At 66.9% G+C, this 14358-nt stretch carries 14 protein-coding genes; all 14 read left to right on the forward strand.

All coding sequences use genetic code 11. The annotated features are described in order from the left end of the window. The first annotated feature begins 3 nt into the window (after positions 1–3). Genes SKZ59_RS05770 through SKZ59_RS05835 form a run of 14 tightly spaced genes read left to right on the forward strand, consistent with a single transcriptional unit; the run spans position 4 to position 14335 of the window. Entirely contained in the window at positions 4–549 is a 546-nt protein-coding gene (locus SKZ59_RS05770; RefSeq protein ID WP_070305203.1) for a hypothetical protein, read from the forward strand. Further along, a complete protein-coding gene (locus SKZ59_RS05775) occupies positions 542–2374 on the forward strand; it encodes an AMP-binding protein (RefSeq protein WP_319991047.1) in 1833 nt (610 codons plus the stop codon). The genes SKZ59_RS05770 and SKZ59_RS05775 overlap by 8 nt, the downstream gene beginning before the upstream one ends. Then, positions 2368–3456 (forward strand): class I SAM-dependent methyltransferase, encoded by a 1089-nt coding sequence (locus SKZ59_RS05780; RefSeq protein ID WP_319991048.1) that lies wholly within the window; start codon positions 2368–2370, stop codon positions 3454–3456. Before SKZ59_RS05775 ends, SKZ59_RS05780 begins: the two co-directional genes overlap by 7 nt. Beyond that, positions 3449–4204, forward strand: a complete 756-nt coding sequence (locus SKZ59_RS05785) for a glycosyltransferase family 2 protein (protein WP_319991049.1) — start codon at positions 3449–3451, stop codon at positions 4202–4204. Before SKZ59_RS05780 ends, SKZ59_RS05785 begins: the two co-directional genes overlap by 8 nt. Further along, entirely contained in the window at positions 4201–5172 is a 972-nt protein-coding gene (locus SKZ59_RS05790; protein ID WP_319991050.1) for an acyltransferase, read from the forward strand. The genes SKZ59_RS05785 and SKZ59_RS05790 overlap by 4 nt, the downstream gene beginning before the upstream one ends. After that, positions 5159–6727, forward strand: coding sequence for an aromatic amino acid ammonia-lyase (locus SKZ59_RS05795; RefSeq protein ID WP_319991051.1), 1569 nt, complete (start codon positions 5159–5161; stop codon positions 6725–6727). The genes SKZ59_RS05790 and SKZ59_RS05795 overlap by 14 nt, the downstream gene beginning before the upstream one ends. Next, on the forward strand, positions 6720–7175 hold the full coding sequence (locus tag SKZ59_RS05800) for an acyl-CoA thioesterase (RefSeq protein ID WP_319991052.1): 456 nt from the start codon (positions 6720–6722) through the stop codon (positions 7173–7175). Before SKZ59_RS05795 ends, SKZ59_RS05800 begins: the two co-directional genes overlap by 8 nt. Next, positions 7172–7783, forward strand: coding sequence for an outer membrane lipoprotein carrier protein LolA (locus tag SKZ59_RS05805; RefSeq protein ID WP_319991053.1), 612 nt, complete (start codon positions 7172–7174; stop codon positions 7781–7783). The genes SKZ59_RS05800 and SKZ59_RS05805 overlap by 4 nt, the downstream gene beginning before the upstream one ends. Next, entirely contained in the window at positions 7780–10173 is a 2394-nt protein-coding gene (locus tag SKZ59_RS05810) for an MMPL family transporter (protein ID WP_319991054.1), read from the forward strand. Before SKZ59_RS05805 ends, SKZ59_RS05810 begins: the two co-directional genes overlap by 4 nt. Next, on the forward strand, positions 10173–10727 hold the full coding sequence (locus SKZ59_RS05815) for a DUF3261 domain-containing protein (RefSeq protein WP_070305212.1): 555 nt from the start codon (positions 10173–10175) through the stop codon (positions 10725–10727). Before SKZ59_RS05810 ends, SKZ59_RS05815 begins: the two co-directional genes overlap by 1 nt. Next, the gene (locus SKZ59_RS05820) at positions 10728–11918 is read left to right on the forward strand and encodes a beta-ketoacyl-ACP synthase (protein WP_319991055.1); all 1191 of its coding nucleotides are present in this window, start codon (positions 10728–10730) and stop codon (positions 11916–11918) included. Further along, positions 11915–12388, forward strand: a complete 474-nt coding sequence (locus SKZ59_RS05825) for a hotdog family protein (protein WP_319991056.1) — start codon at positions 11915–11917, stop codon at positions 12386–12388. Before SKZ59_RS05820 ends, SKZ59_RS05825 begins: the two co-directional genes overlap by 4 nt. Beyond that, positions 12381–13106, forward strand: a complete 726-nt coding sequence (gene fabG / locus SKZ59_RS05830; RefSeq protein WP_374106824.1) for a 3-oxoacyl-ACP reductase FabG — start codon at positions 12381–12383, stop codon at positions 13104–13106. Before SKZ59_RS05825 ends, fabG begins: the two co-directional genes overlap by 8 nt. Next, entirely contained in the window at positions 13103–14335 is a 1233-nt protein-coding gene (locus SKZ59_RS05835) for a beta-ketoacyl-ACP synthase (RefSeq protein WP_319991057.1), read from the forward strand. The genes fabG and SKZ59_RS05835 overlap by 4 nt, the downstream gene beginning before the upstream one ends. Positions 14336–14358: the final 23 nt, after the last annotated feature.

A 14358-nucleotide genomic window follows, 5' to 3' on the forward strand; every position in this document is an offset into this window, starting at 1 on the left:
CGCGTGCTGCTCAATGCCGTCGCGTTGCTGCTGACCGTACTGTATCCGCTGGCGATCTGGTTCGGTCACGGCCAGGTCGAGCCGCGCTGGCTGGCGCTGCTGCTGTTGCTGGCTGCCGCCTGCCGCCTGCCCGCGCTGAAGCTGCAGCGCGCCGCGCGCTGGTCGGTGGCGGCCGCACTGCTGCTGGCCGCCATCGCCCTGTGGAGCAATCTGCTGCTGCCGCTGAAACTGTATCCGGTACTGGTCAACGTCGTCTTGCTGGCCACCTTCGGCTACAGCCTGTGGGCGCCGCCGTCGGTGGTGGAACGCCTGGCGCGCTTGCGCGAGAAGGATTTTCCACCCGCCGCCGTGCGCTATACGCGCCGCGTGACGCAGGTCTGGTGCGGTTTTTTCATCGTCAATGGCGGCATCGCGCTGGGTACGGCACTGTGGGCCAGCGAAGCCGTCTGGTCGCTGTACACGGGCGTCATCGCCTATATCCTGATGGCCCTGTTATTTGGCGGCGAGTATCTCGTCCGCCTGCGTTTTAAGCGTTTGCACCATGCCTGAATCCTCGTTGCCGCAAGCTCCCGTGCCTGACGCACATCCGCCGATTTCCCCGCTGGCGCGCCTTGCGCTGTCCATGCATGGCCGCCCGCCGGCCATGCCCGTCGGCTGGCGCGATGGCGCGGTGCTCGATCATGCGCACTTTGCGGCGCGCATGTCCGCCTGGGCCGGCTTGCTGGAAGGCCAGGCAGGACGCCATTTCGCTTTGTACCTGGACGACAGCATCGAGTTTGGCGCCGCCTTGCTGGGCGCCTGGCAGGCGGGCAAGACCGTCTGGCTGACGGCCGATACGCTGCCGGGCAGCTGCGCTTCGCTGGCTGCGTCCGTCGATGGTTTCCTGGGGCAGTTTCCGGCTGCGCATGCGCCGCTGCCGCTGCCAGCGGACAGCCTGGCCGAGCGTGCGTGGACGCAGCTTGCGGACGATTTCCCGGCGCTGGTGGTGTACACCTCGGGCAGCACGGGCGCGGCGCAAGCGATCCCGAAAAAACTCTCGCAGCTGGCCAGCGAGGTGGCCACGCTGGAGCAGCTGTTTGGCGAACACGCCGATGGCGCGGCCGTCGTCGCCACCGTCTCGCACCAGCATATCTACGGCTTGCTGTTCAAGGTCTTGTGGCCGCTGGCCGCCGGGCGTGCCGTGCATGCGCACAGCGTGGATTATCCGGAACAGCTGGCCGCCTTGCTGGCGCGCGGTCCGTGCGTGCTGGCCGCCAGCCCCGCGCACCTGAAACGCCTGCCGCAACACATCGACTGGTCCGGCGCGCGGGCGCAACTGCGCGCCGTGTTTTCCTCGGGCGGGCCGCTGGCCCTGGACAGCGCGCTGGCGGCGGGGCATTTGCTGGGCCGCGTGCCGCGCGAAATCTATGGCAGTTCGGAGACCGGCGGCGTCGCCTGGCGCCAGCGCGTGCCGGAGCACCCTGACGACGAGAGCTGGCAGGGTTTTCCTGGCGTGAACTGGCGCCTGATGGACGACGGCGCGCTGGAAGTGCGTTCGGCGCACCTGGCCGACGATGGCTGGCTATGTCTGGCCGACCGCGCGCGCGTAACGGCACCAGGGCGCTTCCAGCTGCTGGGACGCAGCGACCGCATCGTGAAGATCGAAGAAAAACGCATTTCCCTCAATGCCATCGAAGCGGCATTGCTGGCCACGCCGCTGGTGCTGGATGCGCGCGTGCTGCTGTGCGATGCGCCGGCCGGCGAGCGCCAGAAGGTGGCCGCCTTTATCGTCTGCAGCGCCGCCGGCCGCGCGCTGCTCGACGCCGAAGGCAAGCTGGCCCTGAATCGCCAGCTGCAAACGGCGCTGGGCGGCCAGGTCGACGCCGTTGCCGTGCCGCGCCGCTGGCGCTACCTGGAACAACTGCCCATCAATGCGCAGGGCAAGACGACCCAGGCGCTGTTGCTGGCATTGCTCGAGAAACCCCGCTTGCCGCATGCGCGGCTGATCGAGCGTTCGGCCGAAGGCGAAACGCCACGGTTGCTGTTCGAACTGCACGTCCCGGCGAATCTGTTCTATTTCGAGGGCCATTTCACGGGCGCACCCTTGCTGCCCGGCGTGGTGCAAGTGGAGTGGGCGCTGCACTTCGCGCGCCAGCACCTGGATCTGCCCGCGCGGTTCCGCGCCATGCATGCGCTGAAATTCCAGCAGCCGGTCCTGCCGGACCGGCCCGTGCGGCTGGCGCTCGAATACGATGCGCCCAAGGCCAGCCTGCAATTTCGTTATCTGTCGGACGCCGGCCAGCATGCCAGCGGCCGCATCCTGTTTCACCCGAATGCCGCTGCCGTTCCCGATGGCGGCGCCGATACACCCACTCCAGCAGCGAGCGCATGTTAGATAAAAAATTTTCACCCGAACGCCAGACCGCCTTTGCCGCCCGTTACGAGGCGCAAAAAATCGCTTTCGGTCCCGTCGTCTTTCAATGCGTGCGCTATGCCTGGAAGCGCGGCATGCTGCAGGCGCTGGCCGACACGGGCCACAGCGGCCTGACGATTGCCGACATGGCCGCCAGCGGCCGCTGGACGGAGTATGCGCTGAAGGTGGCGCTCGAGTCGTGCCTGTCGGCCGGCGTCGTCTCGCTGCGCGATGGCGCGTATGTGCTCGATAAAGTCGGTTTTTGCATGCTGACGGACAGCATCACCCAGGTCAACCTGGACTTCATGCATGACGTCTGCTACCAGGGCTTGTTCGACCTGGACCGCTCGCTCGACGCCGAGCAGCCACTGGGACTGGCCGCGCTGGGCGACTGGCCCACCCTGTACCAGGGCCTGTCGGCCTTGTCGGAGCCGGCCAAGGGCAGCTGGTTCGCCTTCGATCACCATTATTCGGATACATCGTTCCCCGAGATATTCCCGGACGTCTTCGCCACGGCGCCGCGCCGCATCATGGACATCGGCGCCAATACGGGCAAGTTCGCCAGTGCGGCGCTGGCCTACCATGCGGGCGTGGAACTGCACCTGGTCGACCTGGAGCGCCAGCTGGCGGTGGCCGACCGGACTCTCACCGATGCCGGCGTGCGCGAGCGGGCCCATTTGCACGCCTGCGACCTGCTCGACGACGCGGCGCCGCTGCCGGCCGGCATGGACCTGATCTGGATGAGCCAATTTCTCAGCTGTTTCAGCGAGCCGGCCATCGCCAGCATCCTGCGCCGCGTGGCGCAGGCGCTGGGGCCGAACGGGCAAGTGCTGATCATGGATACCTTCTGGGACCGCCAGCAGTACGATATCGCCGCCTACTGCCTGATCAACACCTCGCCTTACTTCACGGCCATGGCCAGCGGTAACAGCAAGATTTACCAGAGCACCGACTATATCCGCCTGGCGCAAGCGGCCGGACTGGAATTGCTGACCACGCGCGACGGTATCGGCTATTGCCATTCGCTGCTGCGCTTTGGCCGCACCGGAGCACACAGTGACTGAAGTGCGTTTTCAACCGTGCATCGTGATCCCCGTGTTCAATCATGAACACGCGATCGGCGCCGTGGTGCAGCGCCTGCTGCCGCATGGCGTGCCGCTGATCCTCGTCGACGACGGCAGCGCCTCTGCCGGCGCGCGCACCCTGGACGCGCTGGCCGCCGCGCATCCGTCGCGCGTGACCCTGCTGCGCCATGCGCACAACCAGGGCAAGGGCGGGGCGGTGCTGACGGGCTGCGGCCACGCGCATGCGCACGGCTACAGCCATGCGTTGCAGATCGATGCGGACGGCCAGCACGAAACGGACGACGTGCCGCGCTTCCTGGCGCAGGCGCAAGCCACGCCGGCGGCGGTGGTGATCGGCTATCCCGTGTACGACGCCTCGGTACCCAGGGCGCGCTACTACGGCCGTTATGCGACGCATATCTGGGTATGGATCAATACCCTGTCGCTGCAGATCCGCGACTCCATGTGCGGTTTCCGCGTCTATCCGCTGGCGCCCCTGGCGGCGCTGGCGCAGCGTGGCGTGCTGGGACAGCGCATGAATTTCGACACCGATGTGCTGGTGCGCCTGTACTGGGATGGCTTGTCGATGGCGAATCTGCCCACGCGCGTCGGTTACCCCAGCGACGGCGTCTCGCACTTTGAACTGTGGCGCGACAACGTGCTCATTTCGCGCATGCACGCGCGCCTGTTTTTCGGCATGCTGTGGCGCGCACCGCGCCTGCTGGCCCGCCACTGGCGCGCGCGATGACGGCAGCACCGCAGCAGCCGCGCGGACACTGGTCCGGCTTCAATGAAGTCAGCTTCGTGGCCGGCATGCGCCTGCTGTTCTGGATCTGCCGCGTCTTTGGCCGCTGGCCTTTCCGCATCGTGCTGTACCCGGTGCTGGCCTGGTACGTGCTGACCAAGCCGCGTGCGCGCCGCGTGTCGCGCAGCTACCTGCGCCGCGTCGCGGCCAGCGGCGGCCCGGCAAACCTGGGCGTGCTGCGGCACTTTGCCACGTTTGCCGAAACCATCCTCGACAAGATGCTGCTATGGGGCGGCTTGTACGACACGCGCAGCGTGAGCCTGCATGGCGTCGATGGCGACGATGGCGTCAACCGCTGCCTGGACGAGGGGCGCGGCGCCTTGCTGATCTGCGCCCACCTGGGCAACCTGGATTTGTGCCGCGTGCTCTCGCAGCGCAATACGCGCTTGAAGCTGACGGTGCTCGTGCACACGCGCCATGCGCAAGCGTTCAACCGCATGCTCGAGACGCTCAATCCGGACAGCCAGCTCAATCTGATGCAGGTGACGGAAATCACGCCCGCCACGGCCATGCTGCTGGCGGAAAAGGTGGCGCAAGGCGAGTTCGTGGTGATCGCCGGCGACCGCGTTCCCGTCTCGCCGCAGCCGCGCGTGGCGGTGGCGCCGTTCCTGGGCCAGCCGGCCGCTTTCCCGATCGGCCCATATGTGCTGGCCAGCGTGCTGCAATGCCCCGTGTATCTGCTGTTTTCCATGCGCATCGGCCAGCGCTCCGAAATACATTTCGAACTGTTCCGCGAGTCGCTGCACCTGCCGCGCAAGGCACGCGAGGCGATGCTGGCCGAACTGGCGGCCGCCTATGCGGCGCGCCTGCAGTACCACTGCCTGCGCGCGCCGCTCGAATGGTTCAACTTCTACGATTTTTGGCAACTCCCCGATACTTCAAGACTGGATACTCCCGATGCAACTCGCTGACCTGAAAAACACCCGGCGCTCCGTCCGCTTCGACCGCGAGCGCCTGCGCATCGAAGACATTACCGACATTGCGCATGGCCGGGCCAGCGCCGAACTGTCCAGCGACCCCGTCTTTCTGGCGGCGATCGCGCGCGGCGCCGATTTCCTCGACCGCCTGCTGCGCGAGGATGGCACCATCTATGGCGTGACCACGGGCTACGGCGATTCGTGCACGGTGACCGTGCCGCCGGAACTGGTGGCCGAACTGCCGCACCACCTGTACACCTATCACGGTTGCGGCCTGGGTGAATTCTTCACGCCGGCGCAGACGCGCGCCATCATGGCCACGCGCCTGGCGTCGCTCTCCAAGGGTTTTTCCGGCGTCAGCGTGGAACTGCTGGCGCAGATCGCGCGCTTGCTCGATGCGGGCCTGCTGCCGCTGATCCCGTCGGAAGGCTCGGTCGGCGCCAGCGGCGACCTGACGCCGCTGTCCTATCTGGCGGCCGTCTTGTGCGGTGAGCGCGAAGTGTGGCGCGACGGCGTGCAGGTGCCGGCGCAGCAGGCGCTGCGCGAAGCGGGCATCACGCCGCTGCGCCTGCGTCCGAAGGAAGGCCTGGCGATCATGAACGGCACGGCCGTCATGACGGCGCTGGCCTGCCTGGCGTATGAGCGCGCCGAATACCTGACGCGGCTGACGACGCGCATCACGGCCATGGCCTCGTTTGCGCTCGACGGCAACGCGCACCATTTCGATGAAACCCTGTTCTCCGTCAAGCCGCATCCCGGCATGCAGCAAGTGGCGGCCTGGCTGCGCGCCGATCTGCCCACCGATTCCTGGGAGCGCAATGGCAAGCGGCTGCAGGACCGCTACTCGATCCGCTGCGCGCCGCACGTGATCGGCGTGCTGGCCGACGCCTTGCCTTGGCTGCGTTCGTCGATCGAGAATGAACTCAATAGCGCCAACGACAACCCGATCATCGACGCCGAAGGCGAACGCGTGCTGCATGGCGGCCATTTCTACGGCGGCCATATCGCCTTCGCCATGGACAGCATGAAGAATACGGTGGCCAACCTGGCCGACTTGCTGGACCGCCAGATGGCCTTGCTCGTCGACAGCCGCTATAACCAGGGCTTGCCGGCCAACTTGTCGGGCGCCACGGGCCCGCGCGCGGCCATCAACCACGGCCTGAAGGCATTGCAGATCAGCGCCTCCGCCTGGACGGCCGAAGCGCTGAAGCTGACCATGCCGGCCTCCGTATTTTCGCGCTCGACCGAATGCCACAACCAGGACAAGGTCAGCATGGGTACCATCGCCGCGCGCGACTGTCTGCGCGTGCTGGAACTGTGCGAGCAGGTGGCCGCGGCCCTGCTGATTACCGTGCGCCAGGGCGTCTGGCTGCGCTGCAAGGTCAATCCCGACGTGCCGCCGCAAGCGGCGCTGGCGGCGATGTTGGAAGCGCTGGCCGCCGATATCGCGCCCGTCGAGGAAGACCGCCGGCTCGACCCGGAACTGCGCGTGCTGCTCGAACGCATGCGCGCCCAGGCGTGGCCACTGTACGGAGCCGTGAATGACTGAGACGCATAAAGTGCGCGGCAAGAAGGCCACGCCCAGCCGCTGGCATGCCGAAGTGGAGATGCAGGTGCAGTTCTTCGACCTCGACCCGATGGAGATCGTCTGGCATGGCCGCTACGTGAAATACCTCGAAGTGGTGCGCTGCGCGCTGCTCGACAGCATCGGCTACAACTACGTCGACATGAAGGCCTCCGGCTATGCCTGGCCCGTGATCGACATGCACTTGCGCTATGTGGCGCCAGCCACCTTTGGCCAGCGCCTGACCTTGCGCGCCGACCTGGTGGAGTGGGAAGACCGCTTGAAGATCGAGTACCTGGTCAGCGATAGCACGACGGGCAAGCGCCTGAACCGCGCCAGCACGACGCAGGTGGCCGTCGATATCGCCAGCGGCGAGATGTGCTTTGCCTCGCCGCCCATCTTGTTTGAAAAATTGGGATTGAAGGCCGTATGAAAAAACAATTCAAAATCCTGCTGGCGGGCCTGTGCCTGCTGGCGATGGCGCCGCTGCACGCGGCCGCGCCGGTAGCGAAGATCGAGGCCATGCTGGCCAAGCCGCAGCAGCTGTGCGGCCGCTTCGACCAGAGCAAGCAGCTGGCCGGCATGAAAAAGGCGCTGGCGTCGAATGGCCGCTTTTGCGTGGTGGCCGGCAAGGGCGTGCTGTGGCGCACCTTGCAGCCGTTTCCGAATACCCTGCGCCTGACGCGCGACGAGATCGTGCATTTCCAGGGCGAGCGCGTGGCCATGCGCCTCGACGCGAAGACGGAGCCGGTGGTCAAGATGATCAACAGCGTGCTGTTTTCGCTGCTGGCCGGCGACCTGGCGCAACTCGATACGCTGTTTGAAGTGGACGGCAGCATCGATGGCGGCACCTGGCAGGTGGCGCTGAAGGCGCGCCAGCCGGCGCTGGCCAAGGCCATCGGCAGCATCCGCCTCGATGGCGGCGCCTTCGTGAAAAACATCAGCATCAGCGAAGCGAGCGGCGACCGCACGAGCATCGTGTTCTCGGCGATTGAAACGGGACCGTCCGCCATCACGGCGCAAGAGGCGGCCCTGTTATGAACGCATTGACGAAGCGCGGCCGCAACGCCGGGCGCCTGCTGGCCATCGCCTGGGCGCTGGTGGTGGCGCTGCTGCTCGCGCATAACGCCTATCTGTGGCTGGGCAAGCGCATCGCGCCCGAAACCGACATTCTTGCCTTGCTGCCGGTGCAGGAGCGCGACCCGGTGCTGCAGGCGTCATTTACGCACATGGTCGACGCGGCGCAGCAGCGCGTGGCGGTGCTGGTCGGCGCGGCCGAATGGAACGATGCGAAGCGCGCGGCCGACGCCTACGGCGCCGTGCTGGCGCGCCATGCTGGCCTGTTCCAGTCCACGCCGCTCGACGAGCAGACGCAGAACGACTGGCTGGCGCTGTTCCAGCAGCATCGCTTGACCTTGCTGACGGCGCCGCAGGAAATGCAGCTGCGCCAGGAAACGCCCGCGTTCTGGCGCGATTCGGCGTTGAGTCAGCTGTATAGCCCATTCGGCGGGCCGAAACTGGGCGCCTGGCAGGACGATCCCTTCGGCCTGTTTGGCGGCTGGGTGCAGGAACGTGCCCAGGAAACGCCCGTGCGTCCGCGCGACGGCCATCTGTTCGTCGCCGACGCCGAGCGCCAGTATGTGCTGCTGCCGCTGACCTTGAGCCTGCCCGCCTTTTCGCTGGGCGCGCAGGAAAGCGCGCTGCCCGTGCTGGCGCAAGCCGAGGCGGCGGCGCGGCAGGCCGTGCCCGGCGTGGACATCATCAGCGCCGGCGTGATCCTGCATGCGGCGGCCGCCAGCAGCCAGGCGGCGGGCGAAATGTCGACCATCGGCCTGGGCTCCCTGGCCGGCATCATCCTGCTGACGTGGTTCACCTTCCGCTCGTTCAAGCCGATCTCGCTGATCCTGCTGTCGATCGGCATCGGCTGCCTCGGTTCCCTGTCCGTGTGCTGGCTGCTGTTTGGCAAAATACACTTGATGACATTGGTCTTTGGCGCCAGCCTGATCGGCGTGGCGCAAGACTACGGCATTTATTTCCTGTGCAACCGCCTGGGCGCCGATCCGTCGCTCGATTCGCGCGCCTTGCTGCGCCGTCTGCTGCCGGGCCTGTGCCTGACCCTGCTCGCCGCCGTCATCGGCTACATGGGCCTGGCGCTGACGCCATTCCCCGGCCTGCGCCACATGGCCGTGTTTTCCGCTCTGGGCCTGGTGTTTGCCTGGCTGACGGTGGTGTTCTGGTTCCCCGCGCTGATCGGTGGCGGCACCTTGAAGAGCGGCGCGCTGGTCAAGCAGTATGGCGCGGCGCGCGCGCGCTGGCCGCTGTTGCGGGCCAACCGCGCCACCCTGGCTGGCGGCGTGGTGTTTGCCCTGTTTGCGCTCATCGGCATCAGCCGCCTGGGTGTCAACGACGATATCCGCCTGCTGCAAACGCCACCCGCGCACCTGATACGCGACCAGATCAAATTGAGCAAATTGCTCGATGGACCTACGCCGGTGCAGTTCTACCTGGTGCGCGGCGATAGCGCGGAAGCCGTGCTGCAGCGCGAGGAAGCGTTGAAACAGCGGCTGCTGCCGCTGATCGCGCAACAGCACATCAGCGGTGTCCAGGCCATGTCGAACTGGGTGCCGTCGCTGCAGACGCAGGCGGCGCGCCGGGCCTTGCTCGACACGGCCATCCTGCAGCCGGGCGCCGCGCTCGACCTGCTGGCGCAGTCCGTCGACGAAGGCCCGGAATGGGCCGGCAAGGTGCGCGCGCAACTGGCGCAAGCGGGAGCGCCGCTGTCGATCGACGCCTTCCTGAAGGTGCCGGCCAGCGAGCCGTGGCGCCATCTGTGGCTGGGCAAGGTCGAAGGCGGCTATGCCTCCATCGTCGCCTTGCGCGGCATGCAGTATGCGGCCATTCCCCTGCTGGCGAAGGCGGGCGAGGGCGTACCCGGCGTGCAGTGGGTCGACAAGGTCAGCGAAATTTCCTCGGTGCTGGGCCGCTACCGCGTCTACATGGGCGCCGTGGTGCTGGGCGCCTACCTGGTGGTCTTCGGCTTGCTGCTGCCCCGTTACGGGCGCCGCACCTGGCGCGTGCTGGCGCCCACGGCGCTGGCCAGCGTGGCGGCCCTGGCCTTGCTCGGCTATTTGAACTTGCCGCTGCAGCTGTTCCACGTGCTGGCGCTGATGCTGCTGCTGGGCGTCGGCGTCGACTACGGCATCTTCATGCAGGAGCACCCCGACCGCCGCAACGATACGCCATGGCTGGCCGTGGGCCTGTCGGCGGCGAATACCATTTTGTCTTTCGGCTTGCTGGCGCTGAGCAAGACGGCCGCATTGCAGGCGTTTGGCCTGACCATGCTGATCGGCACGGCCCTGGTGTGGCTGCTGTCGCCGTGCTTTGCCGAAGCCGAGCACCGTAGCGCGGCCGATGCCGCAGGAGAAATCTGATGTTTTTGCACTGTCAACGATGGGCGCCGGCATTGCTGCTGGCATTGGCCGGCTGCGCCAGCACGCCGCCTTCGGCACCCGCGCGCCTGGGCCTGAAACTGGCACCGCAGGCGCTGGGCGCCACGGTCAGCGTGCAGCAGCACCTGGTCGTTGAACGGGCCGGGCGGATCGACGAACTCGATGCGGCGCTGGAAGTGGAGCCGTCGCATCTCGACCTGGTGGGACTGGCGTTCGGCCAGCGCGTGCTGTCGCTGCATTACGACGGCAAGGAGATGACGTCATGGCGCCACCTGATGCTGCCGGCGCAGGTGCGCGCCGAGGATGTGCTGGAAGACATGCAGCTGACCCTGTGGCCGCGCGAAGCGATTGCGCAAGCGCTGCCGGCAGGCTGGCGCATCGAGGACAGCGGCTTGCGCCGCACCCTGTTCCTGCATGACGAGGCGGTGACGGTGATCGACTACAGCGGCATGCCGCGCTGGAGCGGCACGGTGGTGCTCGACAACCTGCGCTACCGCTATCGCCTGACGATACAGAACGCCCCGGAAGGAAGCTGAATGACTGGCTTGACTGTGTACCTGAACGACTGTGGCATCGTCTGTGCGCTGGGCGCGGACCGCGAAGCAGTGCGCGCGCGCCTGTTTGCCGCGCACAGCGGCGTGGTGCCCGTCGATACCTACACGCCGGGGCGCCTGCTGCCGCTGGGCGTGGTCGATGCGGCCTTGCCATCGGTGGCGCAGCACGGCATCGCCGCGCGCAGCCGCAACAACCGGATGGCGCTGGCGGCGCTGGCGCAGATCCGTCCCGCCGTGGAACAGGCCATCGCCCGCTACGGCGCGGACCGCGTGGCCGTGGTGATCGGCACCAGCACGTCGGGCATCGCCGAGACGGAAGGCGCGATCTGCCAGCATGTGGCGGGCGACGGCTTGCCGAAAGCCTTTCATTATGGGCAGCAGGAGATGGCGTCGCCGGCATTGATGCTGGCCGAGGAACTGGGCATCGACGGCCCGGCCCTCGTGCATTCGAGCGCCTGTTCGTCGAGCGCCAAGGCCATGGCCAGCGCGGCGCGCCTGATCCGCATGGGCCTGTGCGACGCCGTGCTGACGGGCGGTGTCGATACCCTGTGCGGCTTTACCGTGGCCGGATTTTCCGCGCTGGCGTCCGTCAGTGCGCGGCGCTGCAATCCGCTGGGCGCTAACCGCGACGGCATCAATATCGGCGAGGGTGCGGCCCTGTTCCTGATGACGGCGCAAGCGGCCAGCGTGGCCTTGCGCGGCTGGGGCGAATCGTCCGATGGCCACCACATGTCGGCGCCCGATCCCGCAGGCGGCGGCGCGCGGCTGGCCATCGCCCAGGCACTGGCGCGCGCGGACATCGCGGCGTCGCAAGTCGACTATGTGAACCTGCACGGCACGGCCACGCCGCAGAACGATGCGATGGAAGCGCGCGTGGTGTCCGACCTGTTCGGCGCCACGGCGATGGTCAGCTCCACCAAGCCGCTGACAGGCCATGCGCTGGGCGCGGCGGCCGCCATCGAGGCGGCGCTGTGCTGGCTGGCGATGCAGGACGATAACGCCGAGGGCTTGCTGCCGCCGCATCTGTGGGACGGCGTGCCTGATGAATCCCTGCCGCCGCTGCGCCTGGCCTTGCCCGGTGCGCGCCTGGGGCGTCCGCTCGACTGGGCGCTGAGCAATTCGTTTGCCTTCGGCGGCTCGAACGCCGCCCTGCTGTTCGGGAGGGGAGCATGAGTTTTCCCCCTATCCGCGAACTGGTGCCCCATTCCGGCGCCATGGTGCTGCTCGACCGGGTGTTGTCGGCCGATGCGGAAAACCTGTGCGCCGAAGTGGCCATCCATGCCGGCAGCGTGTTTTATGACGCGCCGTTGGCAGGGGTGGGCAGCTGGGTCGGCATCGAATACATGGCGCAGGCGATCGCCGCGCACGCGGGCTACCTGGCGCGGCTGGCCGGCGCGCCCGTGAAGATCGGTTTTTTGCTGGGGGCGCGGCGCTACGAAGCGCAGCTGCCCCTGTTTGTCGATGGCAGCGTGCTGCAGGTGCATGTGCAGCAGGCCTTGCAGGGCGAGAATGGACTGGGCGCGTTCGAGTGCCGTATCGAGATGGCGGGCGCCGTGCTGGCGCAAGCGACGATTACGGTATTCCAGCCCGAGGATGCAAAGCAATTTCTGCAGGAGAGTATGAATGGAGCGCAGCATGAGTAAAAGTGTATTGGTGACGGGGTCGTCGCGCGGCATCGGCAAGGCCATCGCCTTGCGGCTGGCGCGCGACGGTTTTGACGTGGTGCTGCATTGCCGCAGCGCGCGCGGCGAAGCCGACGCGGTGGCGCAGCAGGTGCAGGCCATGGGACGCGCGGCGCGCGTGCTGCAATTCGATATCGGCGACCGTGCCGCGGCAGCTGCCGCGCTGGAAGCGGACATCGCTGAACATGGCTGCTATTACGGCGTCGTGTGCAACGCCGGCGTGGCGCGCGATAATGCGTTTCCCGCCATGTCGGGCGAGGACTGGGACATCGTCCTGCAGACCAACCTCGATGGTTTCTACAATGTGCTCAATCCGCTGGTGATGCCGATGGTACAGCGCCGCAAACCGGGGCGCATCGTCACCATGGCGTCTGTTTCGGGCCTGATCGGCAACCGGGGGCAAGTCAATTACAGCGCCGCCAAGGCCGGCATCATCGGCGCGACCAAGGCGCTGGCGCTGGAACTGGCCAAGCGTGCCATCACGGTCAACTGTGTGGCGCCGGGCCTGATCGAGACGGACATGATCAGCGAGGTGCCGCTCGACGAAGCGCTGAAGATGATTCCCGCGCGCAGAGTCGGCACGCCGGAAGAAGTGGCCGCCGCCGTCAGTTTCCTCGTCGGCGAGGAAGCGGGCTACATCACGCGCCAGGTCATTTCCGTGAATGGAGGCATGGCATGAGCCGCCGCGTAGTCGTGACCGGCATGGCCGGCATCAGCCCGATCGGCAATGACTGGCCGGCCATCCGCCAGCGCCTGGGCGAGTACCGCAATGCCGTCGTGCGCATGGAGGAATGGGCCGATTACGAAGGCTTGAATACGCAACTGGGCGCGCCGGCCGTGCCGTTCGCGCTGACGGACCGCTACAACCGCAAGGCCGTGCGCAGCATGGGACGCATCGCGCTGATGGCCACGCGCGCCAGCGAACTGGCGCTGGAACACGCGGGCCTGGCCGGGCACCCCGTGGTCAAGAGCGGGCAGATGGGCATTTCCTTCGGCTCGTCGGCCGGCACGCCCAGCGCCATCGGCGACTTTGGCCGCATGATGGAAGAGCGCACCACCAAGGGCATCAACGCCACTACCTACATCAAGATGATGGCGCACACGGCGCCCGTCAACATCGGCGTGTTCTTCGGCGTCACGGGCAGGGTGATTACCACCTCGAGCGCCTGCACCTCGGGCAGCCAGGGCATCGGCTATGCCTACGAGGCGATCGCCGGCGGCAAGCAGCTGGCGATGATCGCCGGCGGCGCCGAGGAGCTGTGCGCCACCGAAGCGGCTGTCTTCGACACCCTGTTCGCCACGAGCACGCGCAACGACGATGGCCACACGACGCCGCGCCCGTTCGACGCCAGCCGCGATGGCTTGGTCATCGGCGAGGGCGCCGGTTGCCTGATCCTCGAAGAATTCGGCCATGCGCAGGCGCGCGGCGCCACCATCCATGCGGAACTGGTGGGCTTCGGCACGAACAGCGACGGCTGCCACGTGACCCAGCCGAACGCCGCCACCATGCGCCAGGCGATGCTGCTGGCGCTGGCCGACGCGGGACTGCAGCCATCCGATATCGGCTACATCAATGCGCATGGCACGGGCACGCAGCAGGGCGATATCGCCGAGTCGCAAGCGACGTTCGAAGTGTTTGGCGACCGCACGCCTATCAGTTCGCTGAAAAGCTACATGGGCCATACCCTGGGTGCCTGCGGCGCGCTGGAAGCGTGGATCAGCATCGAGATGATGCGCGAAGGCTGGTTTGCGCCCACCATCAACTTGCAGCAGGTCGACCCGCAATGCGCACCGCTCGACTACATCGCCGGCGAAGGCCGGGCCATCGAATGCGAGTACGTGATGTCGAATAATTTTGCCTTTGGCGGCATCAACACGTCGCTGATCTTCAAGCGTTACCGGCCGTGAAGTTAGCTTGCGCTGGCGCAAGT

The organism is Janthinobacterium sp. GMG2, assembly GCF_033949445.1.
GTDB classification, from domain to species: domain Bacteria; phylum Pseudomonadota; class Gammaproteobacteria; order Burkholderiales; family Burkholderiaceae_D; genus Janthinobacterium; species Janthinobacterium aestuarii.

What these genes read in the sequence shown, in the direction of transcription:
- SKZ59_RS05775 (WP_319991047.1), top strand. Translation starts at nt 542, where the DNA reads ATGCCTGAATCCTCGTTGCCGCAAGCTCCCGTGCCTGACGCACATCCG.
- SKZ59_RS05780 (WP_319991048.1), top strand. Translation starts at nt 2,368, where the DNA reads ATGTTAGATAAAAAATTTTCACCCGAACGCCAGACCGCCTTTGCCGCC.
- SKZ59_RS05790 (WP_319991050.1), top strand. Translation starts at nt 4,201, where the DNA reads ATGACGGCAGCACCGCAGCAGCCGCGCGGACACTGGTCCGGCTTCAAT.
- SKZ59_RS05795 (WP_319991051.1), top strand. Translation starts at nt 5,159, where the DNA reads ATGCAACTCGCTGACCTGAAAAACACCCGGCGCTCCGTCCGCTTCGAC.
- SKZ59_RS05800 (WP_319991052.1), top strand. Translation starts at nt 6,720, where the DNA reads ATGACTGAGACGCATAAAGTGCGCGGCAAGAAGGCCACGCCCAGCCGC.
- SKZ59_RS05805 (WP_319991053.1), top strand. Translation starts at nt 7,172, where the DNA reads ATGAAAAAACAATTCAAAATCCTGCTGGCGGGCCTGTGCCTGCTGGCG.
- SKZ59_RS05810 (WP_319991054.1), top strand. Translation starts at nt 7,780, where the DNA reads ATGAACGCATTGACGAAGCGCGGCCGCAACGCCGGGCGCCTGCTGGCC.
- SKZ59_RS05815 (WP_070305212.1), top strand. Translation starts at nt 10,173, where the DNA reads ATGTTTTTGCACTGTCAACGATGGGCGCCGGCATTGCTGCTGGCATTG.
- SKZ59_RS05820 (WP_319991055.1), top strand. Translation starts at nt 10,728, where the DNA reads ATGACTGGCTTGACTGTGTACCTGAACGACTGTGGCATCGTCTGTGCG.
- SKZ59_RS05825 (WP_319991056.1), top strand. Translation starts at nt 11,915, where the DNA reads ATGAGTTTTCCCCCTATCCGCGAACTGGTGCCCCATTCCGGCGCCATG.
- fabG (WP_374106824.1), top strand. Translation starts at nt 12,381, where the DNA reads ATGAGTAAAAGTGTATTGGTGACGGGGTCGTCGCGCGGCATCGGCAAG.
- SKZ59_RS05835 (WP_319991057.1), top strand. Translation starts at nt 13,103, where the DNA reads ATGAGCCGCCGCGTAGTCGTGACCGGCATGGCCGGCATCAGCCCGATC.